The sequence below is a fragment of the Phytoactinopolyspora alkaliphila genome (genome assembly GCF_010550695.1).
Classification (GTDB): domain Bacteria; phylum Actinomycetota; class Actinomycetes; order Jiangellales; family Jiangellaceae; genus Phytoactinopolyspora; species Phytoactinopolyspora alkaliphila.
On sequence record NZ_JAAGOB010000001.1, the window covers coordinates 346,166 to 371,614 of the forward strand.

Genomic DNA, 25,449 nt, shown 5'->3' on the forward strand with positions numbered 1-25,449 from the left:
GTTCGTGCTTCACCAGGCCTGCAGGCCTGGTGAAGCACGAACAAACATGGTTTACATGATCATTCGGAAAGAGTCACAGACGGCGCAGCTCGGGGAGCAGCTCCTTCTCGGCCCAGTCGAGGAAGGGCTGCTGCTCTTCGTGGCCCACCTGCACCAGCGCCACGTGGGTGAAGCCCGCCTCGGTATAGGCCTTGACCGCCTCCACGACGGGCTCGACGTCCGGGCCGCACGGCACCATCTCCGCCACGTCGTCCGGACGGACGTGATCGGTGTGTGCCGCGAAGTTGACCGGCCCCGGCAGTTCGGCCATCACCTTCCAGCCGCCGACAGCCCAGCGCATCAGCCGGTGCGCGCGCTCCTTGGCGGCGTCCGCGTCGCGGTCGAAGGAGACCGGCAGCTGCCCGTAGACGGGCCGGCCCTCGCCGCCGGCGGCCACGAACGCGTTCACCACGTCCGGCTGCGGCTCGTTGATCACAAGCGCGTCGCCGTACTCGGCCGCGATCTCGGCGGAGCGGGGACCGGAGGCCGCCACGCCGATCGGCACCGTGCTCTCCGGCATGTCGTAGAGCTTCGCGGAGTCCACGTTGAAGAACTCGCCGTGATACGTGAGGTATTCGCCCTGCAGCAGGAGACTGATGATCTCCAGAGCCTCGTCGAACATCCGGTGGCGGGTGTCCGCGGGCGGCCAGCCTTGGCCAATCACGTGCTCGTTGAGGTTTTCCCCGGCGCCGAGCCCGAGTGTGAATCGCCCGTCGCTCAGAACGCCCACGGTGGCGGCCTTCTGTGCCACCACCGCCGGGTGATACCGCATGATGGGACACGTCACGTAGGTCATCAGCGGGATGCGCTCGGTCACGTAGGCGATGGCTCCGAGGACCGACCATGTGTACGGGGAGTGACCCTGCTCCTCTAGCCACGGGAAGTAATGGTCGGAGATCACGGAGTAGTCGAAACCGGCTCGCTCGGCCGAGAGCGCGTCGTCGACCAGCTGCTTCGCGGGTATCTGCTCACACATGGTGGTGTAGCCGATCTGTACCATTCCCGCCCGTTACCCGATGCCGCACCGTCCATGTCCCGGTGCGTGACACCAGGTTCCGGCGGCCGGATATCGTGGGCTCTGCGGTCCGCTCGAATGCTCCGCGTCACCACTGTCGATCTGAGGCTGGACTGAATGCGTGTTCTCTTCGCCGGTACGCCGGAGGTTGCCGTACCGGTGCTGCGTGCTGTTCTTGCGTCGCATCACGAGGTCGTCGCCGTCCTCACTAGGCCCGACGCACCCGCGGGCCGCGGCCGGAAGCTGACCCCCAGCCCGGTGGCGGCCCTGGCGCAGGACGCAGGCATCGAGGTGCTGAAGCCGGCCAAACCACGCGACGCTGATTTCCTGGACCGGCTGGCGGAGCTCGCGCCGGACTGCGCGCCGATCGTGGCATACGGGGGCCTGATTCCGCGCGCCGCCCTGGACATCCCCGAGCACGGCTGGGTCAACCTGCACTTCTCCCTCCTTCCCTCCTGGCGGGGCGCAGCCCCGGTCCAGCACGCGGTGATGGCCGGCGACGACGTCACGGGTGCCTGCACCTTCCGGCTGGAGGAGGGGCTCGACACCGGGCCCGTCTTCGGCCTCGTGACCGAGGAGATCCGGCCCACCGACACCAGCGGGGATCTGCTGGCCCGCCTGGCGGAGTCGGGTGCGAAGCTGATGGTGCGCACCCTCGACGGCATCGAGGACGGTTCCCTTCGAGCGGAGCCGCAGCCGGCAGAGGGTGTGTCGCTGGCCCCCAAGCTGACCGTGGAGGACGCCCGGGTGAACTGGCATGCACCGGCGCTGCGGGTGGACCGCCTGGTGCGGGCCTGCACCCCCGCGCCGGGAGCGTGGACGACGTTCCGCGGTGAGCGGCTGAAGGTCGGCCCGGTGCGGCTGGAGCGCGGCCGGGACAGTATCACGCCGGGCGAGATCGTGGTCGAGAAGTCAGGCGTGCGCGTAGGCACCGGGAGCTTCGCCGTGGTGCTGGGCGAGGTCAAGCCGCAGGGCAAGCGCGCCATGCCGGCCACCGACTGGGCCCGAGGTGTCCGTCCGGAACCCGGCGAGCGCGTAGGTGCAGAGGAGGATGCCGGATGAGTGGGCACCGCCAGCACCGGTGGTCGAGCGCATGACACCGCCGGAGAAGCCTTCCCGCAGGCGGCACCAAAGCGGCGGCCAGCGGCGTAGCCGTGAACCCGCCAGCCGGCCCACGGCCGATCCCGCCCGGGTGGCGGCGTTCGACGCCGTGCGCGCGGTGAGCGGGGAGGACGCCTACGCGAACCTGGTGCTCCCCGAGCTGCTGCAGAGCCGGAGGCTGAACGCGCGTGACGCCGCCTTCGCCACCGAGCTCACCTACGGAACGCTGCGGTTCACCGGCACGTACGACGTGATCATCGGTGCCAATGTGGACCGCCCTCTGGGCGAGCTGGACCCACCCGTTCTGGACGCCCTGCGGCTGGGAGCGCACCAGACGCTGTCGATGCGGGTGCCCCCGCATGCCGCTGTGTCCACCACAGTCGATCTTGTCCGTGGGCAGATCGGCGAGGGCGCCGCCCGGTTCGCCAACGCGGTCATGCGCAGAGTCGGTGAGCGCGACCTGGACGCTTGGACGGCCGAGCTCGCTCCCTCACGGGAGAAGGATGTGGTCGGTCACCTCGCGTTCCGGCACGGCCACCCGCCGTGGATCGTGCGGGCACTCAGGGACGCGCTGCCCGGCGGCGGCGACGACGCCCTGGAGGCATGCCTGGCCGCCGACAACGAGCCGGCGCCGGTGGCGCTGGCGGTCCGGCCCGGCCGCGGTGAGGTCGAGGAGCTCGTCGAAGCCGGTGCACAGCCTGCCCGGTGGTCGCGATACGGCGCCATTCTGCCGTCGGGTGATCCTGGACGGATCGCCGCTGTGCGCGCCGGTCGCGCCGGGGTGCAGGACGAAGGCAGCCAGCTGGTGGCCTTAGCGCTTGCCGATGCTCCACTCGACGGGCCGGACGAGCGGTGGCTCGACATGTGCGCCGGGCCGGGCGGCAAAGCGGCCCTCCTCGCGGGCCTGGCAACGGAGCGCGACGCCCGGCTGCTCGCGGTGGACCAGCACGAGCATCGTGCCCGGCTGGTGGAACAGGCGCTGCGGGGTGATTCCGGCGAACACGAGGTCCTCGTCGCGGACGCGACGGACGGGCCGTGGCCGGAGGCCGACTTCGACCGGGTACTGCTCGACGCGCCGTGTTCTGGGCTCGGCGCCCTGCGGCGGCGGCCCGAAGCCCGCTGGCGTCGGCAGCCGTCGGACATCGCGGAGCTGCGTCCCCTGCAGACCGAGCTTCTGCGCGCCGCGGTCCGGTCGGTGCGTCCGGGCGGGCTGGTCGCCTACGTCACCTGCACGCCGCACCTGGCCGAGACCGCGACCGTGGTCGATGACGTGATACGCAAGAGCGGCGAGCTCGAGCGGATCGACGCCCGGCCCTACCTGTCCGGCGTACCGGATCTGGGCGACGGCCCGGACGTCCAGTTCTGGCCGCACGTGCACGGGACCGATGCGATGTACCTGGCTCTTCTGCGCCGCCGCTGAGCGGAACCGGATCCGCGCTGCGGGTTGCCACGCGCAACCTCTACGCTGGGTGCTCGTGGGCATCCAGATCGCACCGAGCATCCTTTCCGCCGACTTCGCCAACCTGGAGTCGGAGATCCAGCGGATCCACGGTGCCGATCTGGTGCACGTTGACGTCATGGACAACCACTTCGTGCCGAACCTGACCCTGGGGCTGCCGGTGGTGGAGGCCATCCTTCAGCGCACCGAGCTGCCGGTGGACTGCCACCTGATGATCGAGGATCCGGATCGCTGGGCGCCCGCCTACGCGGAAGCCGGCGCGCACAACGTCACGTTCCACGCCGAGGCGGCAGCGGCGCCGATCCGGCTGGCCCGGGAGATCCGGGGTCAAGGCGCGCGTGCCGGGGTGGGTCTGAAGCCGGCCACTCCGGTAGAGCCGTTCGAGGATCTGCTCGCCGAGATCGACATGTTGCTGGTCATGACGGTGGAGCCGGGCTTCGGCGGACAGCGGTTCCTCGACATCTGCCTGCCCAAGATCCGGCGCGCGCGGGAGATGGTGTCGAAGTCCGGTCTGGATGTGTGGATCCAGATCGACGGGGGAGTGTCGAAAGACACGATCGAGCGCTGCGCAGACGCCGGTGCGGACGTCTTCGTCGCCGGTTCGGCTGTCTACGGCGCCGACGACGCCGCTGCCGCCGTGGAAGAGCTGCGCCGCCTGGCTAGCGAGGCGGCGGACCCCGGGAGTTGATTACGTCCACTCCCGCGTCTCGGTGCGGAAGCGCGTATGCGATGTCTCACGTCCACGGTGGGAAGAAGTTCGGGCGCGGTGGAGTTACACTCCCAATAGAACAACGTGTGCTCCGGGGTCGGTGAAATTCCGAGCCGGCGGTGACAGTCCGCGACCCGGCTGCCGTCAAGACGAGGTGGCCGGTTGAACCGGTGGAATTCCGGTACCGACGGTGAAAGTCCGGATGGGAGGCAGCACACACGGGTATCGCCGCATCCCGGCGCGCCATGAGCGCGCCGTCGTGAGCGGCGACGCTCGAGTCGCCTAGGCGACCAACGCCCCGGAGCGCTCGTGACGACGAGTCGAGGAGGCGCTCCGGTGGCCAGCCAGGCCGAACATGTGGCAATGCGCCGCGCCGTCGAGCTCTCGGCCCGTGCCCTCGACACCACGCCTCCCAATCCCGATGTCGGCTGCGTGATCCTCGGCCCGGACGGGACCGTCGCCGGTGAGGGCTGGCACGAGCGTCCCGGCGGCCCGCACGCGGAGGTCGTCGCCCTCCGCGCCGCCGGTTCCCGGGCGAGAGGCGGAACGGCCCTGGTCACCTTGGAACCGTGCAGCCATGCGGGACGCACGGGGCCCTGCACGTCGGCGCTGGCCGACGCCGGCATCGCCCGCGTCGTGTACGCCGTGGCCGACCCGAACCCGGTGGCGGCGGGTGGCGCAGGCGTGTTGCGCGCTCACGGCGTCGACGTCGAGGCAGGGCTCCTGGCGGATGACGCAGCGGCTGTCAACGCACGCTGGCTGACCCCTTTCCGCACCGGCCGCCCGTTCGTCACGTGGAAGTACGCGGCCACCCTCGACGGGCGCAGCGCCGCCCGGGACGGTTCCAGTCGATGGATCACCGGCCCCGAATCCCGGGCCGAAGTGCACCGGCTGCGCGCCGCTGTCGACACCGTCGTCGTCGGCGCCGGCACGGTGGTCGCCGACGATCCTCACCTGGCGGCACGCAGCGACGGCGAGACTCTGCCGTACCAGACGCAACCCCTGCGCGTCGTCGTCGACTCCACCGAGCGCACCCCGGCCGGAGCGCGGGTGCGCGACGCTTCGGCACCCACGTGGATCGCTACCGCCGACGAGGTCGGCGCGGACCCGGACGGCAAGGTGGACCTGGCGAAGCTCCTCACGGCCCTCTACGAGCAGGGACGCCGATACGTCCTGCTGGAAGGCGGGCCCGTGCTGGCTGGCGCCTTCTGGCAGGCCGGCCTCGTCGATCGGGTAGTCGGCTACGTCGCTCCGGCGCTTCTGGGCGCCGGTCCGCATGCCCTCGGCGAAGCGGGCGTCGGCGCCATCGCGGCTGCCATCCGCTTGGACGTCACCGACGTCGCCACAGTCGGCGACGACATCCGCATCACCGCTGTACCGAGAAAGAAGGTCTGAGCCCATGTTCACCGGAATCGTCGAGGAACTCGGCAGGGTCGTGAAGCTGGAGGCCACCGAGGAGTCGGCCCAGCTGACCCTGCGCGGGCCTCTGGTCACCTCCGACGCCGTGCACGGCGCGTCCATCGCGGTCAATGGGGTGTGCCTGACCGTGGTCGAGGTCGACGCCGGCACGTTCACCGTCGACGTCATGCGGGAGACCCTCGACCGCTCGGCGCTCGCGCACCTCGACCCCCAGGACCCGGTCAACCTGGAGCGGGCGGTCAAGGTATCCGACCGGCTGGGCGGCCACATCGTTCAGGGCCACGTCGACGCCGTGGGCGTGGTGCTGAGTCGTGAATCCGGCGACCGGTGGGACGTCGTGCGGATCAGCCTGCCGCCGGCCGTGAGCCGGTACGTCGTCGAGAAGGGATCGATCGCGGTGGACGGCGTATCGCTTACCGTCTCCAAGGTCGGCGACGACTGGTTCGAGGTGAGCCTGATCCCGACGACGCTCGAGCTCACCACGCTCGGCCGCCGCAAGGCCGGCGACGAAGTCAACCTCGAGGTCGATGTCGTGGCCAAATACGTCGAACGACTCACGGGAGCGCGGGTATGACCAACGTCCAGCTGGACACCGTCGAGCGGGCGATCAAGGAGATCGCCGCCGGGCGGGCCGTCGTCGTCGTCGATGACGAGGACCGTGAGAACGAGGGCGACCTGATCTTCGCGGCGTCGCGGGCCACTCCCGAGCTGATGGGCTTCACCATCCGGCACACGTCCGGGGTCATCTGCGTGCCGATGCCCGGTGCCGAACTGGACCGGTTGAAGCTCCCACCGATGACCGCGGTGAACGAGGACCGCAAGCGCACCGCCTTCGCGATCTCCGTGGATGCCCGGGACGGGGTCACCACCGGGATCTCGGCCGCGGATCGGGCGCATACGGTACGGGTGCTGGCCGACTCCGCCACCGAGGCGTACGAGCTGACCCGCCCGGGGCACATCTTCCCGCTGCGCGCGATGGAGGGCGGCGTTCTGCGCCGTCCCGGCCATACCGAGGCGGCCGTCGACCTCGCCGAGCTGGCAGGACTGTCGCCGGCGGGGGTTCTCTGCGAGCTCGTCCACGACGACGGATCGATGATGCGCGCGCCGGCGCTGCGCGAGTTCGCCGACGAGCACGGACTGGCGATGATCTCCATCGCCGACCTGATCCGGTACCGCCGCCGTACCGGTCGCCAGGTCGAGCGCGTTGCCACCACGCGGCTACCCACCGAGCACGGCGTCTTCACCGCGCACGGATACCGTGACCTGGTCGCCGACAACGAGCACGTTGCCCTGGTGATGGGGGACCTGTCCGGCGAGGCGCCGGTGCTCGCGCGGCTGCATTCGGAGTGTCTCACTGGCGATGCGTTCGGCTCGCTGCGCTGTGACTGCGGGCCGCAGCTGCAGGCGGCGATGGCCACGGTGAGCCAGGCGGGTCGTGGAGTCATCGTCTACATGCGCGGCCACGAGGGCCGGGGCATCGGGCTCGCGCACAAGCTGCAGGCGTACGAGCTGCAGGACAACGGGCATGACACGGTGGACGCCAACATCGAGCTCGGACTGCCCGCCGATGCGCGCGACTACGGCACCGGGGCACAGATCCTCGCCGACCTCGGGGTCGAGTCCATCGCGCTGATGACCAACAACCCGGCGAAGCTGACTGGGATCGAGGGTTACGGGGTGACCGTGGCCCGGCAGGTGCCGTTGCCGGTGATGTCACATCCGGAGAACGTGCGGTACCTGCGGACCAAACGTGACCGCCTGGGCCACATGCTGCCCGGGCTCGACGACGCTGAAGGGATGACCACGTGAGTGGAGAAGGCGCACCACGGATCCAGGTGGACGGACGAGGGCTGCGGGTGGCCGTGGTGGCCGCCCAGTGGCACCAGACCGTGATGGACGGCTTGGTGAACGGCTCGCTGGCGGCGCTCAAGGAGGCCGGGGTGGACGAGCCGCTCGTCCTGCGGGTCCCGGGCTCGTTCGAGCTCCCGGTGGCGGCGGCGCGGCTGGCGAAGTCCGGATACGACGCCGTGATCGCGCTGGGCGTCGTGATTCGCGGCGGCACTCCGCATTTCGACTATGTCTGCCAGGCCGCCACCGACGGGCTCACCCGGGTGTCGGTGGACACCGGCGTTCCGGTGGGATTCGGCGTGCTCACTTGCGACAACGAGGAGCAGGCGCTGGACCGGGCCGGCTTGGAAGGGTCCCGTGAGGACAAGGGCCGGGAGGCGGCGGAGGCTGCCGTGGCGACGGCGCGGACTCTCGCCGGCCTCGGCTGAGCCGCCTCCGCTGCTTGTCTCACCAGCCGGGTGATGGTCGGCGACGACTCGACCGTCCCGTACGATGTGGCCACGTGAAGAGCTTCGAAGGCCTGTGGGCCGAGCTGACCGCGAAGGTGGAGTCCGAAGCGCCCGATTCGGGCACGGTCCAGGCGGTGAACCGCGGGGTCCATCATGTCGGCAAAAAAGTGGTGGAAGAGGCGGCCGAAGCATGGATGGCCGCTGAACACGAGAGCGCCGAGCGAGCCGCCGAAGAGATCTCCCAGCTGCTGTATCACGTGCAGGTGCTGATGCTCGCCCGCGGCATCAGCCTCGACGACGTCTACGCGAAGCTTTGAGAGGTCACAGCCACGATGAATGACATATTACGCATCGCCGTGCCGAACAAGGGCGCGCTGGCCGACCCCGCGGCCGAGATGCTGCGTGAGGCCGGCTACCGCCAGCGCTCCGACGGTGCGCGGGATCTGGTGCTTCGAGACCCTGAGAACAATGTCGAGTTCTTCTTCCTGCGCCCGCGGGACATCGCGGTCTATGTCGGCGCGGGAACCCTGGATGTCGGCATCACCGGGCGGGACATGCTCCTCGACTCAGGAGCACCGGTGCGGGAACTGCTGCCGCTCGGCTTCGCGCGTTCCACCTTCCGCTTCGCAGCGACGCCCGGCACCGCCGACGACCTCAAGGGTTTCGACGGGTTGCGGGTCGCGACGTCGTACTCGGGCCTGCTGCGGACCTATCTGGCCGAACGTGGAATCGACGCCGAGGTGATCAAGCTTGACGGCGCGGTGGAGACGGCGGTGCAGCTGGGCGTGGCGGATGTGATCGCGGACGTGGTGGAGACCGGGACGACGCTGCGCCAAGCCGGATTGGAGATCGTCGGCGACCCGATTCTGATCTCCGAGGCTGTGCTGATCACCCGTCAGGACGGCCAGCCGGCGCCGGGAGCCGAGCAGCTGCTCAGGCGCCTGCAAGGTGTTCTCGTCGCGCGGCGTTACGTGATGATGGACTACGACATCCGCGCCGAGCGGGTCGAAGAGGCCAGCGCACTCACACCGGGACTGGAATCGCCCACGGTCTCGCCGCTGCACCGCGAAGGCTGGGTGGCGGTGCGCGCCATGGTGCCGCGAGACCAAGCACAGCGGGTGATGGACGAGCTGTGGGAGATCGGTGCCCGCGCCATCCTGGTGACCGATATCCTGGCCTGCCGCATCTGAGCCCCGCCCTAATGATCATGTAAACCATGTCTTCTCGTGCGACACCGTGCCTGCAGGCCTGGTGAAGCACGAGAAAACATGGTTTACATGATCATTTGGGGCGAGCTGCGATGGGGTGAACGCGGGTCAGAGGAAGGCCTTGCCGTCGCCCCGGTATGTGGCCGCGGTGTCGACGAGCCGCTCGCCACGCACCAAGTAGTACCGGTCGAAGCGTTCGGCAAGCTCACCCGCCTTGGCGTGCCGGAACCAGACCAGGTCACCCAAGGCCAGGCTGTCCGCCGTGGCACCGATCAATGGCGTCTGCGTCTGGCCCACGCCCTCGCCGCGGTCCAGCCGCAGCCCTTCAGGCAGCCACGGCGTAGGCAGCCGGTCGCCGTGCGCGGGGCCGCTGGCGACATAGCCGCCACCCGCGACGGTCACCACCCGGGGCCCGGGACGGCGGACCACCGGCAGGGCGAAGAACGCCGCTGGCCGTGGAGTGAAGTCGGCGGCGGTGTCCGTCAGTACCGGGCCTAGCAGACCGGATCCGGCGGCGAGCTCGGTGACCGGCGAGTCGGCGGCGGTCCGGCTGATCGACCCGGTGCCGCCACCACTGACGAACTCCAGCTCGGCGACATCACGCACCGCTTCGACCACCGCGGTGCGGCGACGGGCGACGTCACGTGCCGAACGCTCGCGCAGCCGCCGGTGTACGGCGGTCCGCAGGCGGCCCCGGCGCGGCTGGCTGTGGGCGTCGGCCAGCTGCGCCTCGTAGGCCTGCAGCCCGACGAGCCGGAATCCCGGCCGCGAGACGACGACCCGGGCGAGCCTGGCCACGTCGGCGGGCTGGCGCAGCGACGAGCGACGCGGCCCGAACCGGAGCCGGCCGCCCAAGCCCTGCCACGAGCAATCGAGGTCGAGACAGACCCGTAGCTCGGCGCGGGCCTCGGGTGCCGCCACGGCGTCGACAAGATCGAGCTGCGCGATGTCGTCGACCATCAGCGTGATGCGCCCGGCGAGGTGCTCGTCCCCGACGAGGCGGGCCAGCGCCCGGCGATCGGCGCTCGGATACGCCACGACCGCATCGTCGCAGATGCCCGTGCCCGCCAGCCAGATGGCCTCGGCGAGCGTGAACGTCAGCACGCCCTCGTAGCCGTCCCGGCCGAGCAGATCACGGATGAGGGAGCGGTTGCGAAGGGCAGCGGTGACGACCCGGATCGGCTTGCCGTGGGCCCGCTGGACCAGGTCGGTGGCGTTGGCGTCCCAGGCGTCCATATCGACGGCGGCGAGCGGGACGTCGGCCCCCGCCGTCGCGGTGTTCAGCCGGTGTCTCAGGTCGGCTCGGGAGCTGACGATGGGCGGGCCGGCAGCATCCGCCCGGGGTGCGATGTCACGTACCGGAAGGATCTCGGTGCCGGGCCGGGGCGGGGGCGGCGGCGCCTGGTCGTCTGCGAGCTTGATCTCCACTCGGAATGCTTATCAGACGGCGGGCGCATAGTCACTACCGCATACGCCCTCAACGGGACGAAACGTACGACGGGTGCATGTGCCGCACGACGACGACCCACTCCCGGGCGGTATGGGCGAGCCGCCGCGGAGGTCCTAGTCTTGATCACTATGTCGAGAACGCTCGTGTTGCTGCGGCACGCCAAGTCAGCCTGGCCCGACGATGTATCCGACCACGAGAGACCACTCAACAAGCGCGGCGAGCGGGATGCCGCGAGCATCGGGCGCTGGTTGCGCGATCGCGGCCTCAAGCCCCAGCGGGCGCTCGTCTCCAGCGCCCAGCGCACCCGCGCGACCTTCGACCGGGTGGCCGCCGAGCTGGAGCCGCCGCCGGAGCTCCACGTGAGCGACGACGCATACGCCGCGGGGGCCGGCGATCTTCTCGACCTCGTCCGCGAGACGCCCGACGACGTGTCTCAGCTACTGGTGATCGCGCACAACCCGGGCATCGGGACCTTGGCGAGCCTGATCGACGACGAGACGTCCGATGTGCCCGAGCGTTTCCAGATGCGCATGGACTACCGGACCTCGGCGTGCGCTGTGTTCGACGTCTACTGTGGCTGGAGCGAGCTTGACCCGGGCCGGGCCCGGCTGGTGACGTTCACGATCCCGGAAGCGTGACCGGCGGAGCGGGCGTGGTGAGGCCGTCGGCGGCGTCGGCTGCTTCCACGTCGCTGCGGCTGATGCCCAGCAGGTACAGCACGGCGTCGAGATACGGGACGTTGACTGCGGTGTCCGCCGCATCCTGGACCACCGGCTTGGCGTTGAACGCCACCCCGAGGCCTGCGGCGGCGATCATGTCGAGGTCGTTGGCACCGTCGCCGATCGCGATGGTCTGTGTCAGGGGGATGTTCTCGGCCTCGGCGAAGCGCCGCAATGCCGCTGCCTTGCCCGCGCGGTCCAGGATGGGACCGACCAGCTCTCCGGTGAGCCGGCCGTCGACCACCTCCAGCGTGTTGGCCGCGGCGAAGTCCAAGCCGAGATCGGCCGCGAGAGCATCGGTGATCTGGCTGAACCCGCCACTGACGATGCCGCAGCGGTAACCGAGCCGTTTGAGTGTCCGTACCAGCGTCCTGGCTCCCGGGGTCAGCCGCACCTCGTCCCGGACTTCTGGCAGCACCGACTCGGGCAGCCCGGCGAGGAGTCTTACTCGAGCCCGCAGCGACTCGGCGAAGTCGATCTCGCCGCGCATGGCGGCGTCGGTGACCTTGGCCACCTGCTCCAGAACGCCTGCCCGGACGGCCAGCATCTCCACGACTTCGCCCTGCACGAGGGTGGAGTCGACGTCCATGACCACCAGTCGCTTGGACCGGCGGATCAGCCCGGACGGCTGAACCGCGACGTCGACGCCGATGCTGAGCGCCTCGGCGGTGAGCTCAGCCTTGAGCCGTTCCGGATCGGCGCCGGACACCTCGAGTTCGATGGAGGTGATGGGATAGGACGCCAGCCGCATGATGCGGTCGATGTTCGCGCCGGCGTGGGCGATCCGGCTGGACAGCATCTCGATGGCGTCCGGCCGCAAGGGGGAACCGAGCACGGTGACGTGGGCGCGCTGGGAAGGCTCGGCCGCGTCGCCCCGTCCCGCGCTGACTTCCGCGTCAAGGTCGAGTGCGGCTGCGACCTCTTCGAGGGCAGCGCGCACGTGAGCGTCCGGAGGCTGGGTGATCACCAGCGCCAGCACGAGCTTGCCACGGGCTGTCACCTGTTCGATGTCGAGGACGTGGACCGGATGCCCGGTCAAAGCCGCGAAGATCTTCGCGGTCAGGCCGGGGCGGTCACGGCCGGTGAAGGTGACGAGCAGGGTGGGAGCCTGGGGTGACGACGAAAAGACCATAACGCCGCTCACCTTACTGGTCGAGTGAGTTGCACGCGGCCACGAGGGCGTGCCGGGCGGCTCGTTCCAGGGGCGCGAGCACGTCGCGGCGAGACTGGGCGGCGGCCGCGCTGACCGCTCCGCCGTCGTCGTCGAGAGCGAAGCCGGCAACGGCGAGCAACCGGATGCTGCGCGCGGCCACCATCTGGGCCCGGGGCGGATATGTGCGGGGCAACGGTTCGGCGATCTGCGACTTGCGGACGTCGTTGAGCAGCGTGGCCACCTCCGGGCGCCACGAGGCCACATCGAGCGCCGCGAGCGACGATCCCGCGTCGATCAGCGTGCTGGCCAGCTGTTGCTCGGCTTCCGCGAGGGTGGCACCGAGCGGAGGAATCTCGGCCTCGTAGCACCGCCAGGTCACCAGGTGGCCTTCGTCGCCCGGCGGACCGAACGCCTGGATCTCGGGCACGAGCGCCAGGCCGGCGCCGTGGGCGAGCACAGCCTCGCCGGCGTCGATCGCCGCTTCGGTGAGCTGTCTGGGACCGCCCAGACCGGCTGGATCGCCGGGCACCGGCAGCACTACCCGGAAGGAACCGGCGCCGCGGTCCCGCAGCTTGGACAACGCGGTGACCAGGCTGCTCGTGGTGGCGTCTCCGGGCAGCCCGGCGACGTCGTGCGGCTCGTCGTCGCCGCACACCCGAGTGAGGACGTCGTCCATGGAGGACTCGGAGCGCAGCCACGCGTTCGCCCACGCGGCAAGACGGGCAGAACGCGGCATGGTGACCATGGCCCAAGCCTAAAGGTCGGCCCTGGCGCAGCGCCGGGTAAGGTGCGGAGGCGGACCCTATTGAGCTGAAGGAGCGCGCCCTGCCATGTCCGATGTGCTCGAGTTCGCCGATGTGACGCTCGTCCGATCGGGTAGCCGTCTCCTGGACAGCCTCACCTGGAACGTAGCGGAGGACGAGAGGTGGGTGGTGCTGGGGCCCAACGGCGCCGGGAAGACGACACTGCTGCAGATCGCGGCCACCAACATGCACCCCACCAGCGGCAAGGTCTGGGTGCTCGGCGAGCAGCTGGGAGCGGTCGACGTCTTCGAGCTACGCCCGCGAATCGGGCTGACCAGCGCTGCCCTGGCCGAGCGGATCAGGGGCGACGAGTGGGTTCTGGACGTTGTGCGCACGGCGGCCTACGGCGTCCTGGGCCGGTGGCGGGAGGCGTACGACGACCTGGACGACTCGCGGGCACTGGAGCTTCTGTACCGGCTCGGCATCTCACACCTCGCGGGGCGCACGTTCGGCACGCTGTCCGAGGGAGAACGCAAGCGCACCCAGATCGCCCGGGCGATGATGAGCGACCCCGAGCTGCTGCTGCTCGACGAACCGACGGCCGGACTGGACCTCGGCGGCCGGGAGAGCCTCGTCGCCACACTCGGTCAGATCGCCGCTGATCCGGCGTCTCCGGCCACGGTGCTGGTGACCCATCATGTGGAGGAGATCCCGGCGTCGTTCACGCACGTGTTGCTGTTGCGCTCCGGCAAGGCGGTGGCGGCCGGTCCGCTCGGGGAGACCCTGACGGCTGAGAACCTCAGCGCCTGCTTCGGGCTGTCTCTACAGGTCAGCTACCAGAACGGCAGGTGGAACGCGCGGGGCGCCTGAGGCAGGACACGGCCGCCCACACCGCGTAGGGTGGGGATCATGCAGGGGTTCTGGGACTGGCTGGGGGACAACGAGTGGTCGGCCTGGCTCGGGCTGGCCTTCGTCTTCGGGATCGTTGAAACCACCACTCTCGACCTCGTTTTTCTGATGCTGGCGGCCGGTGCCGCCAGCGGAGCGGTGGCGTCGATCGTCGGCCTGCCGTTCGTCGCGCAGCTGCTGATCGCGATCACGGTGAGTGCGGCGCTCATCGGCGTGGTGCGGCCCATCGCCAAGCGGCACATGCGTGTGCCGTCGGGCGTGCGGACCGGCGCGGCGGCGCTGATCGGCCAGAGCGGCGTGGTGCTGGAGCGAGTCGACGGCGACGGCGGCCGGATCAAGCTCGCGGGTGAGGTGTGGACGGCTCGCAGCTACGACGGACGCACCGTCATCGAGGCGGGCCGGCCCGTCGACATCGCCGAGATCGACGGCGCGACGGCCCTGGTGTTCCCGGGTGACGAACCCGTGTAGGTTTGGCCACACCCCGCGCGGCGTGGCTGCGCGCTGGACGGCATCTTTCGACGCAGACATGAAAGGTCACCCATGGAAGCCGGACAGGCGTTTCTTCTCTTTGTCATCTTCTTGCTGGCTGTCTTCGTCCTGGTCGCGCTCGCCAAATCGGTGCGTATCGTGCCGCAGGCGCGAGCCGGCATCGTCGAGCGGCTGGGACGCTATCAGCGCACGTTAAATCCGGGCCTCACCATCGTGGTGCCGTTCATCGACCGGGTCCTCCCGCTGATCGACCTGCGTGAGCAAGTGGTCTCGTTCCCGCCGCAGCCGGTGATCACCCAGGACAACCTGGTGGTCTCCATCGACACCGTCATCTACTACCAGGTGAACGATCCGAAGGCCGCCACCTATGAGATCGCGAACTACATCCAGGGTATCGAGCAGCTCGCCGTCACCACGCTGCGAAACGTCATCGGCGGCATGGACCTTGAGCGGACGCTGACCAGCCGTGAAGAGATCAACAGCGCGCTGCGCGGGGTGCTGGACGAGGCCACGGGCAAGTGGGGCATCCGGGTCAACCGAGTGGAGCTCAAGGCGATCGACCCGCCGCCGTCCATCCAGGACTCCATGGAGAAGCAGATGCGCGCCGACCGTGACAAGCGCGCGGCGATCCTGAACGCCGAGGGTGTCCGGCAGTCGCAGATCCTCACCGCCGAGGGACAGAAGCAGGCCGCGATCCTGTCCGCTGAAGGTGACAAGACCTCGCAGATCCTGCGGGCCGAGGCGGACAAGCAGGCCCAGATCTTGCGCGCCGACGGTGAGGCCAAGGCCATCGGAGCGGTCTTCAACGCCATCCACAAGGGCCGCCCGGACCAGAAACTGCTGTCTTACCAGTACCTGCAGATGCTGCCCGAGATCGCGAAGGGCGACGCCAACAAGGTCTGGATCGTCCCCAGCGAGATCGGGGCGGCGCTGGAAGGGCTGGGCACGGCCGTTGGCAAGTTCGGCAACGCGCTGCCCGGCGGCCCAGGAGCCGCGAACGGCAGCGACGACGGTGAGGACGCCGAGGGCGTGCCGTCCGCTGGGGTCGCCGACGAGGTGTCCGACGCCGCCGACGTCGCGGCCGCCGAGGGCGAGGCCGCGGTCTCGCGCGCCCAGGACGAGGTGCGCCAGGCTCTTGAGGCCGCCGAGGCGGCATCCCAGGGTGGCCCGTCGCCCGCCGGAGGCCGGGCGGGAAGCCAGAGCGGTCCCGAGTCCGTCAGCCTGGCCGGTGGCGAGGCCGGTGCCGGCGCAGCTCCGGCGGCTCCGCCGGTGCCTCCTCCGCCGAACGAATGACGTCGCCGGACGAGTGACTTCTTGGCCCATTGGTCTCGTTGTTACCGTATCGTGAGGCACGCCTTCTGCCTTTGTTGAGAGACTGACCTTCCCGGCCTCGTGGCCGGGAAGGTCGCTCCGCCACTGGGGTCCCACGGCGAGGGGTGCGTTCAGCACGGCCACGCGCGACGGTTGACGGTACGAACATCGGGAGTGTCCGTGCGGGCGGGATGGCTGAGCCGGCGATACCGGCGCGCGCAACGACCCGTGCTCGCCCTAGTGTTCGTGGTAACTCTCACTGTCTCCGTAAGTGTCACTGTGTTGCTCGGCCAGACACGCTCGGAAGCGACGGAGAGCCTACGCGAGGTTCTGACGGCCGACGAGACTCCCGCGCCGATGTTGCAGATCTCCGCTCAACGGGCTCAGGACGCGGCCGTGCAGGACACCGCGGTGAAGGAACAGCTGAGGGCATTGCTCCCCGGCGTCGGCTTCGAGGTCTATCGCAGCTACATCGCGCAACAGCCGGCGCCGATCTCCCGTGGCATGGAGCACGAGCGTCCGCCGCGCGTGATGCTGAGCGCCTACGACGACGTGGAGCGGCACGTGCGTGTGGTGGACGGAGCCGTGTTCGCCGATTCGTCACGCCAGGACGGGACCATCGCGGCGCTCGTGCACGCGACCGCGGCGGCCGAGCTGGACCTTGAACCGGGGTCGGCGATCACAATCGGTGACGAGGACACGGGTGCGCGCCTGGAGGTTGTCGGCACCTGGTTGCCTGATGACCCGAGCTCCGGTTTCTGGCGCGACGAGCTTGAGCGAAGCGGGAGCGAGGACGCGGTGCTCGGGCCGGTGCTCATCGCGGAACAGGATTTCCCCACCGTCGTCACCCGGTCGACAGCGCGTTGGCGGATGGTGCTCGATCCGGCGGCGACCTCGATCGAGGACGTGGCTGTGCTAGGAGCCGGACTCCGGGCCGTGCGGCCCAGACTGGGCTCCGACGAGAGGATCACCTCGACCTTCGTCACCGTCGATGGAGAGCTGCCTGACGTCATCGACGAGTTCGAAACCCAGCTCATGGCTGCCAGAGCGGTGTCGGCGTCAGCGACGGCACTGCTGGTGGCGATGAGCTTCACGGCCACCTGGCTGGTGGCGGCCTTGTTGATCACCAGCCGTTCGTCGAGCACAGTGCTCCTGCGGGCACGCGGCGCGACCGTTCGTCAGATCGGCGGCTGGGCGGGGATCGAGGCGCTGATGGTCTCCGTGCCCGCCGCGGTGGTCGCGATGCCGGTGTCGATCGGTGTGTTGATCTTGCTGGGTTCCGAGCCGAAGCCGCACACGTGGTCGGCTCAGCCGTGGAACCTGGCCGCGGTAGCAGCCCTCGCAGTGGCGTTCGGCGTCGCTGCGGTGATGACCGGTCTGGCCGTACGGACGGCGGCGAGGTCGCTCCGGGACTCGGTGGGAGCGCGAACCGCCGGGTCTTCCGGCCGGTGGATCGGCGCGGGGACCGGCGCGCTCGCGGTAGTGGCCGCGGCCGTCGCCGTCTGGCAGCTGCGCCGGTACCGTTCCCCGATCATCACCGACGCGCGCGGACAGTCCGCCGTCGACCCGCTTGTGGTTCTCGCACCCGCGCTGGCGTTGGTCGCGGGCGGCATGGTGGCTCTGGCGCTGTTGCCGTTGATCAGCCGGATAGTCGAGCGCCTGGTGGCGTTGGGGCGGGGGCTGGGTTGGGTGTGGCCGGCGTGGCAGGTGAGCCGGCGAATGCAGAGCTACATAGCCCCCGTGTTGCTGGTGGCCGTTGCGGCCGGAGCGGGAACGCTCGGCATCGCCTACACCACCACATGGGAGCGTCTGCAGCGCGACCTGGGCGGCATCGAGGCGGGCGCGGATGTCCGTGTCGACGTGCCGGCGCGGGGAGGACGTCTGGACGACGACGCGGCGGGCCGATGGACAGCGCAGCCGTATCGCGATCTGGCCGGTGTCGCGGCCGTTGCGCCGGTCTGGGCGGGTGACGTGGCGGTGCGCGATGAGGGTCTGACGGTCATATCGGCGCCCGCAGCGAGCTTCGCTGAGGTCAGTGCAGCCTCGGAGAATGTCGCGGACGCGAGTTGGATCGCTTCGACGCTGGGCGCGCGAACATCCCATCCTCCTGGATTGACGGTGCCAGAGGACGCCGACGTGCTCGAACTCACGCTGGACGCGGCAGTTCGGCGGGCACCAGACGTGGCCGACGAGTACCTGGATGAATCATCTGATCCCGGCGAGGGCCAGGTGGAGCTGAGACTGTGGCTCATCGACCGCGACGGCGCGGTGACATCGGTGGCGACGGAAACCGTCGGTGTGCCGTTCGACGACGAGGCTGGCATCCACCAGGTCGTGCGCGTCACCATGCCCTCCGGCGTGCGGCCATGGACACTTGCCGCGATGGATCTGACCTTGTCCCCGGCCTCTGGGATGCAGCGCTTCGCGTACGGATACGACGTGGCGGTCGCCGGTATCCGAGCTACCGGAGCCGATGGTTCGGCTACTGTCATGTCGCTAGTGGACGTGGCGGACTGGGGTGCGGAGCTGCCGGTCAACTCGGCCGTTCCAGCAGCGCTGTCACGAAGCGGTAGCCCGGGCATCGGCGTTTCCACCGGACCGGTGGAGACCAGGGAACGGACGACCGTCCGGCTGATGCCGGCGGGGCAGGACGAGCCGATACCTGTCGTCTTGTCCGCGGAGGCCAGCCGGGTTCTCGGCCTGAGCGCTGGCGCCGATCTCGCGTTGCGCATCGCCGGCGTCGACGTCGGCACCCGAGTGGCCGGTACGACGTCGGCGGTGCCCGGCACGCTCGCGTCCATGGCGGCCGTCGTCGACCTGCCATCGATGATGGCGGCCCTGTTGCGGGAAACTAACCACGTGCCGTCGGCGTCGCAGGTGTGGATCGGCCTGGCCCCGGACAGCGAGCCGGGCATGGTGACCACGGCGGTGGCAGCCGTAGCCGGGACGGACGCCCTGGTGACAGCTCGGGACGCGTCCGAGACCCTCATGCCGTACCGGACCGGCATGAGCGGCGCCGGTGTCTTTGGGATTGCTGCGCTCGCGATGACGGCGCTGATGGCGCTCGGCTGCGCTGCGGCGTGGACGGTGGCGAGGAGACAACGCCACGCTGATGTCACCGCGCTGCGAGCTCTCGGCATGAGCCCGCGAGCGCAAGGGTGGTCGACGGTGGCCGAACAGCTGTGCGTGATCTTCGCCGCGATGGCGGTGGGTGCGGCGGCCGGCCGGATAGTGGCGGGCTTGGTGGTCGCTCCGATGGCGGGTGCCACGACGCCCCGGTGGCCGGACGGCCTGGAGATGGCGGTCGACGTGGCCTGGGCGCCTCTACTCGGATACCTGACGACGCTCACGGTGATACTTGCCGTGGTCGCGGTTCGGCACGGTGCGGGAGTGGCCAGTGAGGCCCGGCGTCCGCCGGAGCGGGCCGAATGAAAATGCAACTGACGAAACGACACGGCGCTGCCCGGATCCTCATCCGGCAGGCAGTCGCGAGTCGCGGAGCCGGGCTGGTGGTTATTCTCACCGCCTTACTGGTGGCAGGGATGTTCGCGCTGTGGCCCCGGGTGGAAGAGCGGCTGTTCACCGAAAACGCGCGCGACGCCATGGCCCAGAGTTCCGCGATGATGCGCGACCTGGTGATGGTAGCGGCCGGTGGGCCGCCCGTCGGAGAGCAGGCGATCGAAGCCGTATTCGACTCGGAGCGTCCGGCATTGACCGTCGACGATGTGTGGGGGGCGAGTCAGGAATCCGTGCTGGAGGCCCAGCAGGACATGCCGGGCCTACTGCGCAGGGTGACGGGCGGACCGCGGATGGTCGCCGCACTGGATCCGGTGACCACACCGTCCGAGCAACCTCATCCAGAGTTCGTCGAGATGAACACCCATCTTCTGGCGGATCCGGATTACGCCGAATCGGTGTCGTTCGTGGAGGGCACGGCACCGGGCTTCCCTGAGACCACCGCACAAGCCGAGCCTGACGAACACGGCTCTGTCACGAAGCTCGACGTCACAGTCGAGATCGCGCTTTCGGCCGGCGTGGCGCAACGCTATGCGTGGCAGATCGGGGAGGCACGCACGGTCTACACGCCTCAGGCTGAGGTGCACTTGGAGCTCACCGGCGTATTCGAGGCTGTGGACCCGGACGACGGCTACTGGCTGCATGTCTCCTCGGCTCTCGAGCCGCTCGTCGCGCTCACCGATCCCGGTCTGGTGGCCGACGCTCACGGGTTCATCTCCCCGGAGGCGATTGGGACTGTGTGGTGGATCCTGGGCGGCGGATCGACGCAAGTGACCCGGGTCTGGTTCCCGATCGACGCATCGACACTGCACGCCAACGAGGTCCCGGCACTGATCGCCGAGCTCCGCGCATTCAACGCGGCAGCACATCCCATGCTTCTGGAGGCGAATCACGTCAGCGTTCCGGCGTCCAGGTTCGCCACCGGCAGCATCGACATCCTCGAGAACGTCCGCGCTGAGCGGGACTCCGCTGTCGCCTTGACGGCGATGGTGGTCGTCGGTCCGGCCGCCGTGGGGCTGGCGGTCCTCGCGCTCGCGTCGAAACTGGTTGTCGGGCGTCGACGTCGGATGATCGCCACGATGTCCGCTCGTGGTGCATCCGCCGGGCAGCTTCGCGCTGTGCTGGCGGTAGAAGGCGTCCTGCTCGGCCTGGTGCCGACAGTTGCAGCGACGGTCGCGGCGGCGAGACTGGTGGACGAGCCGGTCGGGAGGGGATGGTGGCTGGTGCCGATCGCCGTGGGCCTGGTGCCGATAGCAATGTTCGTGGGGGCGGTACGGCCTGCTGGAACAACTGCCCGGCGCTTTGCCGCGGCAGCCCGGCTGCGGGGCTGGGTCCGCCGGACGACGGACGTGCTGGTCGTCGGTTGCGCTGCGGTGGCGGTCATACTGCTGAGGCGACGGGGCCTCGATTCGGGCACCGACGTCGACCCCCTGCTCGTAGCGACACCTCTTCTGGTCATGGTGGCCGCGTGCATCGTGGTGCTGCGGGTCTATCCGTTGGCGTTGCGTGTGCTCGCTCGCAGCCTCGAGCCTTCCGCAGGCACGGTGACGTTCGTCGGATCGGTCCGGTCCGGCCGGGAGCGGGTTGCCGCGGTCCCGGTGCTCGCCCTTGTGGCCGGCTTGGCAATCGCCGTGTTCACCTCCGTGCTCCTGACCACCATTGAGCGGGGCGCGGAGTCAGCGGCGTGGGCCGACGTCGGCGCCGATGTGCGCGCGTCCAGCGCCCGGGGGTTCGCGGACGACGCCGTGGAGAGCGCTCTGGGCTTCGCCGGCGTGGACGACGCCGTGGCGGTCACGGACGCGGGCACCACCGATCTCTTCCACGGCACCACCACCACGAAGGTGCGCGTGCTCGCCGCCGACACGTCCGCTCTGGCATCGGTGCAGGCCGACGTGCCTGGCGCGCCGCCGTTGCCGGCGGACCTGAGCGAACTCCGCGACGGTGTGGTCCCGGCAGTGGCGGGAGGAGTCGGGGCCGTCGGCATAGTCGGAGAGGTGGTAGCAGGCCGGCACGACGAGCGCGTGCCGGTGACGGTTGTGCAACGGGCGTCCGGCCTCCCGGGCCTGTCCCAGGGCGAGCCGTGGCTGCTGGTCGACGTCTCGGCCTGGGAGAATACCGGCATCTCGCTGGAGCGGCCGAGGATCGTCCTCATGCGGACCAGCGGTGAGGTCGACCAGGCGGCGCTCGCGGCCACCCTGAACACCAACGGGCCGCTCGTCTCGCCGCCGGAGCACGTGGAGCGGTTTCAAAATAGTGGTCTCGCGGGTGATATAAGGGTGGCGTTCATGGTCTCAGTGGCGTTCGCGGGTCTGCTTGCGGCCGCATCGATCACCCTGACGCTGATCCTTGGCGCGCCGGCCCGTGGCCGGTTGCTCTCCGTCCTGAGGACCCTCGGCATCACCGGCAGGCAGGCGCAAGGCCTGGTGGCCTGGGAGATGGGTCCGGTAGCCCTCCTGGCTTTGCTCTTCGGCGTCGGCCTCGGGGCGGCGGTTCCGGGTCTGGTGCTCTCGGGTGTGGACCTGCGTCCGTTCACGGGCGGGAGGGAGCAGCCAGGGGTCGAGTTCGATTACGGACTGGTGGCAGCCGCTGTTGGTGCGTTCATCGTGCTGGTGGCCGTAGTCGTCGGCGTCGCGGCGACTATCAGCGGCCGGCTCCGGCTGGGTGAGGTCCTACGGGTGGGGGAGGATGGAGCATGACCGTGACCGGTGAGCGCGCACACATCGAATGTGAGGATCTCGTCCGGATTTTCACTGCCAAGGGTGTGGAGGTTCAGGCGCTGCAAGGTCTCAACTTGCGGGTGGATCGTTCAGACTTGGTGGCCATCGTGGGTGCCTCAGGCTCAGGCAAGTCGACGCTGCTGAATATTCTCTCCGGATTGGACACGCCGTCGGCGGGATCGGCACGGGTCGCGGGACACGACCTGCTGTCGATGCGCCGGCGAGAGAGGGCGCGCTACCAGCGGCACGTGGTGGGCTTTGTCTGGCAGCAGACGGCCCGGAATCTTCTGCCGTACCTGACGGCGGCTGAGAACGTCGCCTTGCCAATGGTGATCGCCCGCCGGTCAGGCCGGTCGGAGCGTGTTGACCACTTGCTCGACGTGCTGGGCGTGAGTCACACGAAAGACCGCCGGCCGGCCGAGCTCTCCGGAGGCGAGCAGCAGCGGATCTCCATCGCGGTCGCGTTGGCCAACGAGCCTGAGGTGATTCTCGCGGACGAGCCGACCGGTGAGCTGGACGAGCAGACCTCGGGCAACGTGTTCGAGGCGATCCGGCACGTCAACGTCGAACTGGGTGTCACCGTCGTGGTGGTCACCCATGACCCGCTGGTCTCGGAGCATGTTCGCCGTACCGTGCAGATCCGGGACGGCCGCACATCGACTGAGGTGGTGCGCCGTTCCGAGGTCGACGAGCACGGTGCCGAACAGCATCATGTCGAGGAGTTCGCGGTCCTGGACCGGGTAGGGCGTCTGCAATTGCCGGACGACTTCGTCCGTGCTCTCGATCTGCGGGAGCGGGTCCGGCTGCGGCTCGAACAGGACCACGTCGGGATCTGGCCCGACGGCTCGAGGAGGAACGGCGATGACGGCTGAGCCGCTGCTGCAAGCGCGCCGCGTGCACCGGACGTACGGGGCAGGCGCGACCGAGGTACGCGCGTGCCAGGACGTGAGTTTCGATATCATGGCCGGCGAGCTGGTGGCGGTCAAGGGGCCTTCCGGCTCCGGCAAGACCACCCTGCTCAATGTGCTCGGGGGTTTGGACAAGCCCACGTCCGGCGCCGTGTTCCTGGGCGGCAACGAGCTCTCGGCGATGTCTGAGAGCCAACTGGTGAGCATCCGCAGACGGCAGATCGGCTACATCTTTCAGTCGTTCGGGCTCGTGTCGATCCTGTCCGCCGCGGAGAACATCGAAGTTCCGTTGCGCCTGCTCGGGTATGCCGCCAAGCGGCGACGCGAACGGGTCAGCGACCTTCTGGATCGGGTCGGCCTTGCCGAACATGCCAACCAGCGTCCGCACGAGCTTTCCGGAGGGCAGCAGCAGCGAGTAGCGATCGCACGGGCACTGGCGGGTCAGCCGGAACTGCTGATCGCCGACGAGCCTACGGGCCAGCTCGACTCGAACACCGCACGTTCGATCATGGAACTGATTCGCGGCCTGGTGAACCGGCAGGGCCTGACCGTGATCGTGGCGACGCACGATCCGGCGCTGGTTGACCTTGCGGACCGGGTACTGGAGCTGCACGACGGGCGGCTGGTTGTCGCGGAGTCGGCGGAGGCCGACAGTGCGCCTGCATGAGGTTCACGAGGCGGGCGACCCCCGGCTTGCCGACTACGTATCGCTACGCGACGTGCAGTTGCGGACTTCGCTGGAGAGCCGACACGGCCTGTTCCTCGCCGAGGGCGAGAAAGTGATCCGGCGCGCCGTGGCCGCCGGGTTCGCGGTGCGATCTTTGCTGATGGCGCCCCGCTGGGTCGATGCCCTCTCTGACGTGCTCGCCTCGGTGGGCGACGACGTGCCGTGCTTCGTCGCCCCCGAGCCGCTGATCGAACAGATCACCGGCTTCCATGTGCACCGGGGTGCGCTCGCGTCACTGCATCGGCTGCCATTGCCGCCGGTGGAACACGTGGTCGACGCGGCCCGGCGCGTCGTCGTTCTCGAGGACCTCGTGGATCACACCAACGTGGAGTATCCCAGCATGCGCGGCGACTCTCCGCCTGCGAGCAAGCCGCGGCGATCACGGATCGCTGTGCTCGAGAATTTGGTGGACCACGCGAACGTGGGCAGCGCGTTCCGGAATGCTGCGGCTCTGGGTGTTGACGCGGTCCTCGTGACGCCAGCGTGTGCCGACCCGCTCTATCGCCGGGCGGTCAAGACGAGCATGGGGAACGTCTTTAACGTCCCCTGGACACGCACTGGCAAGATGCCTGAGACGCTCGACCTGCTCCGGGCTCACGGCTACACAACGGTCGCTCTCACGCTCTCGGAGGACTCGATCACCCTCGACGAGCTCGTCGGGCGAGACTTGCCGGCCCTTGCTCTCGTGCTCGGTACCGAAGGGGCAGGAGTGGACCCTCGGACGGCGAGGCAGGTGGACCTTCGTGTCAGGATCCCGATGGAGGCCGGCGTTGACTCGCTGAACGTCGCGGCAGCGACTGCGGTGACGTTCTACGCGACGAGATAGGGGCTGTATCAGGAATCGCCCCTGGCAGGTGTTCGGCGCGTCCAGCCGCGCGCCCGTCAGGCGGTACGAGCGCGATTGGAAGAGAACGCTGCCAATGCGGCCATGAACAAGTAAGCGAATCCTGCTACCCAGCGTTGGCTGCGCCAAACGCCCGGTCGCATCATGAACAAGCGGCGAAGGCGCGCCCCGAGAAGGCCGTAGCAGCCATCGAACACCAGCGCGATAAGTGCGAATATGCCTCCAAGCAGAAGCATCTGTAGTTGGATGCTTCCATGAGCGCTACTGGTGAACTGCGGTAGAAACGCAAAAAAGAAGAGCGCGTCCTTTGGGTTGGAAATGCTTACCAGCGTGCCGCGTCCGACCTCACCGAACACACCGGCCCCGGGTTTCCGCCGCGCTCCGTCTGATGGTGGCTGCGCGTGTTGTTCGTTAGTGGCGAGATCAGTCATGGGTGTCAGCAGGCGACGGCTGCCAAGGTAGACGAGGTAAGCGACACCACAGATCTTGAACACGACGAAGAGTGTCTCCGATGCCGCAAGCACGGCTGTCAGACCCATGGCTGCGCCTGTAGCCAACAGTAGGCATCCGATGGCCAGCCCTCCTGCTGCTGAGAGACCCGCGTTCCTGCCGCGCTCAACACCGACGGTTGTCGAGTAGAGCATTGCAGGGCCTGGGATGAGCATGAAGCCGCAGGTCGTCGCGATGAACGCGAGCAGTACATCTGTGGGGATCAT

General features: G+C 69.1%; 23 protein-coding genes and 1 riboswitch. Of the genes, 18 read left to right on the forward strand and 5 right to left on the reverse strand.

What is annotated here, in order from left to right:
* Window positions 1–73 precede the first annotated feature (73 nt).
* Complete coding sequence (locus G1H11_RS01440; RefSeq protein WP_163815332.1) at window positions 74–1,039, reverse strand: TIGR03557 family F420-dependent LLM class oxidoreductase; 966 nt, start codon at window positions 1,037–1,039, stop codon at window positions 74–76.
* Between the two features lie 132 nt (window positions 1,040–1,171).
* On the opposite strand from G1H11_RS01440, the gene fmt reads away from it, so the two are divergent.
* The 9 genes from fmt to hisG all read left to right on the forward strand — a co-directional run bounded on the left by fmt (window position 1,172) and on the right by hisG (window position 9,229).
* Window positions 1,172–2,116 carry a methionyl-tRNA formyltransferase gene (gene fmt / locus G1H11_RS01445; protein WP_163815334.1) on the forward strand — a complete coding sequence of 315 codons (945 nt, stop codon included), beginning with the start codon at window positions 1,172–1,174 and terminating at the stop codon, window positions 2,114–2,116.
* A 31-nt stretch (window positions 2,117–2,147) separates the two neighbouring features.
* Window positions 2,148–3,575: a transcription antitermination factor NusB gene (locus G1H11_RS01450; RefSeq protein ID WP_163815904.1), complete on the forward strand. Its 1,428-nt coding sequence runs from the start codon at window positions 2,148–2,150 to the stop codon at window positions 3,573–3,575.
* Between the two features lie 55 nt (window positions 3,576–3,630).
* A complete protein-coding gene (rpe, locus tag G1H11_RS01455) occupies window positions 3,631–4,302 on the forward strand; it encodes a ribulose-phosphate 3-epimerase (protein ID WP_163815335.1) in 672 nt (223 codons plus the stop codon).
* 103 nt (window positions 4,303–4,405) lie between these two features.
* Window positions 4,406–4,543, forward strand: a riboswitch (FMN riboswitch).
* 116 nt (window positions 4,544–4,659) lie between these two features.
* Window positions 4,660–5,718 (forward strand): bifunctional diaminohydroxyphosphoribosylaminopyrimidine deaminase/5-amino-6-(5-phosphoribosylamino)uracil reductase RibD, encoded by a 1,059-nt coding sequence (gene ribD / locus G1H11_RS01460; RefSeq protein ID WP_163815907.1) that lies wholly within the window; start codon window positions 4,660–4,662, stop codon window positions 5,716–5,718.
* Between the two features lie 4 nt (window positions 5,719–5,722).
* Entirely contained in the window at window positions 5,723–6,316 is a 594-nt protein-coding gene (locus G1H11_RS01465; protein WP_163815337.1) for a riboflavin synthase, read from the forward strand.
* On the forward strand, window positions 6,313–7,551 hold the full coding sequence (locus G1H11_RS01470) for a bifunctional 3,4-dihydroxy-2-butanone-4-phosphate synthase/GTP cyclohydrolase II (RefSeq protein WP_163815339.1): 1,239 nt from the start codon (window positions 6,313–6,315) through the stop codon (window positions 7,549–7,551). Before G1H11_RS01465 ends, G1H11_RS01470 begins: the two co-directional genes overlap by 4 nt.
* The gene (gene ribH, locus G1H11_RS01475) at window positions 7,548–8,018 is read left to right on the forward strand and encodes a 6,7-dimethyl-8-ribityllumazine synthase (RefSeq protein ID WP_163815341.1); all 471 of its coding nucleotides are present in this window, start codon (window positions 7,548–7,550) and stop codon (window positions 8,016–8,018) included. The genes G1H11_RS01470 and ribH overlap by 4 nt, the downstream gene beginning before the upstream one ends.
* Before the next feature lie 74 nt (window positions 8,019–8,092).
* Complete coding sequence (locus G1H11_RS01480; RefSeq protein WP_163815343.1) at window positions 8,093–8,356, forward strand: phosphoribosyl-ATP diphosphatase; 264 nt, start codon at window positions 8,093–8,095, stop codon at window positions 8,354–8,356.
* Between the two features lie 15 nt (window positions 8,357–8,371).
* Window positions 8,372–9,229 carry an ATP phosphoribosyltransferase gene (gene hisG / locus G1H11_RS01485; protein ID WP_163815345.1) on the forward strand — a complete coding sequence of 286 codons (858 nt, stop codon included), beginning with the start codon at window positions 8,372–8,374 and terminating at the stop codon, window positions 9,227–9,229.
* 126 nt (window positions 9,230–9,355) lie between these two features.
* Here hisG and G1H11_RS01490 read toward each other — a convergent pair whose 3' ends face one another.
* Window positions 9,356–10,564, reverse strand: a complete 1,209-nt coding sequence (locus tag G1H11_RS01490; RefSeq protein ID WP_163815909.1) for a type III PLP-dependent enzyme domain-containing protein — start codon at window positions 10,562–10,564, stop codon at window positions 9,356–9,358.
* Window positions 10,565–10,825: 261 nt separating this feature from the next.
* On the opposite strand from G1H11_RS01490, the gene G1H11_RS01495 reads away from it, so the two are divergent.
* Window positions 10,826–11,335, forward strand: coding sequence for a SixA phosphatase family protein (locus G1H11_RS01495; protein WP_163815347.1), 510 nt, complete (start codon window positions 10,826–10,828; stop codon window positions 11,333–11,335).
* Here G1H11_RS01495 and serB read toward each other — a convergent pair.
* On the reverse strand, window positions 11,316–12,548 hold the full coding sequence (serB, locus tag G1H11_RS01500; protein ID WP_163815349.1) for a phosphoserine phosphatase SerB: 1,233 nt from the start codon (window positions 12,546–12,548) through the stop codon (window positions 11,316–11,318). The genes G1H11_RS01495 and serB overlap by 20 nt on opposite strands.
* 13 nt (window positions 12,549–12,561) lie before the next feature.
* On the reverse strand, window positions 12,562–13,314 hold the full coding sequence (locus G1H11_RS01505) for a hypothetical protein (protein ID WP_163815351.1): 753 nt from the start codon (window positions 13,312–13,314) through the stop codon (window positions 12,562–12,564).
* 85 nt (window positions 13,315–13,399) lie between these two features.
* Between G1H11_RS01505 and G1H11_RS01510 the strand changes: the two genes are divergently transcribed.
* The 8 genes from G1H11_RS01510 to G1H11_RS01545 all read left to right on the forward strand — a co-directional run bounded on the left by G1H11_RS01510 (window position 13,400) and on the right by G1H11_RS01545 (window position 24,715).
* On the forward strand, window positions 13,400–14,182 hold the full coding sequence (locus tag G1H11_RS01510; protein WP_163815353.1) for an ABC transporter ATP-binding protein: 783 nt from the start codon (window positions 13,400–13,402) through the stop codon (window positions 14,180–14,182).
* Window positions 14,183–14,221: 39 nt separating this feature from the next.
* Complete coding sequence (locus tag G1H11_RS01515) at window positions 14,222–14,689, forward strand: NfeD family protein (protein WP_163815355.1); 468 nt, start codon at window positions 14,222–14,224, stop codon at window positions 14,687–14,689.
* 72 nt (window positions 14,690–14,761) lie between these two features.
* Entirely contained in the window at window positions 14,762–16,003 is a 1,242-nt protein-coding gene (locus G1H11_RS01520) for an SPFH domain-containing protein (protein ID WP_163815357.1), read from the forward strand.
* Between the two features lie 198 nt (window positions 16,004–16,201).
* Window positions 16,202–19,453 (forward strand): FtsX-like permease family protein, encoded by a 3,252-nt coding sequence (locus G1H11_RS01525; RefSeq protein ID WP_163815359.1) that lies wholly within the window; start codon window positions 16,202–16,204, stop codon window positions 19,451–19,453.
* Window positions 19,450–22,233, forward strand: a complete 2,784-nt coding sequence (locus G1H11_RS01530) for an FtsX-like permease family protein (protein ID WP_163815361.1) — start codon at window positions 19,450–19,452, stop codon at window positions 22,231–22,233. The genes G1H11_RS01525 and G1H11_RS01530 overlap by 4 nt, the downstream gene beginning before the upstream one ends.
* The gene (locus tag G1H11_RS01535) at window positions 22,230–23,126 is read left to right on the forward strand and encodes an ABC transporter ATP-binding protein (RefSeq protein WP_163815363.1); all 897 of its coding nucleotides are present in this window, start codon (window positions 22,230–22,232) and stop codon (window positions 23,124–23,126) included. The genes G1H11_RS01530 and G1H11_RS01535 overlap by 4 nt, the downstream gene beginning before the upstream one ends.
* Window positions 23,116–23,829 (forward strand): ABC transporter ATP-binding protein, encoded by a 714-nt coding sequence (locus G1H11_RS01540; RefSeq protein ID WP_163815365.1) that lies wholly within the window; start codon window positions 23,116–23,118, stop codon window positions 23,827–23,829. Before G1H11_RS01535 ends, G1H11_RS01540 begins: the two co-directional genes overlap by 11 nt.
* A complete protein-coding gene (locus tag G1H11_RS01545; RefSeq protein ID WP_163815367.1) occupies window positions 23,816–24,715 on the forward strand; it encodes a TrmH family RNA methyltransferase in 900 nt (299 codons plus the stop codon). Before G1H11_RS01540 ends, G1H11_RS01545 begins: the two co-directional genes overlap by 14 nt.
* 56 nt (window positions 24,716–24,771) lie before the next feature.
* Here the strand turns inward: G1H11_RS01545 and G1H11_RS01550 are convergent, their stop codons facing one another.
* Window positions 24,772–25,449 (reverse strand): LysE family translocator, encoded by a 678-nt coding sequence (locus G1H11_RS01550; protein ID WP_163815369.1) that lies wholly within the window; start codon window positions 25,447–25,449, stop codon window positions 24,772–24,774.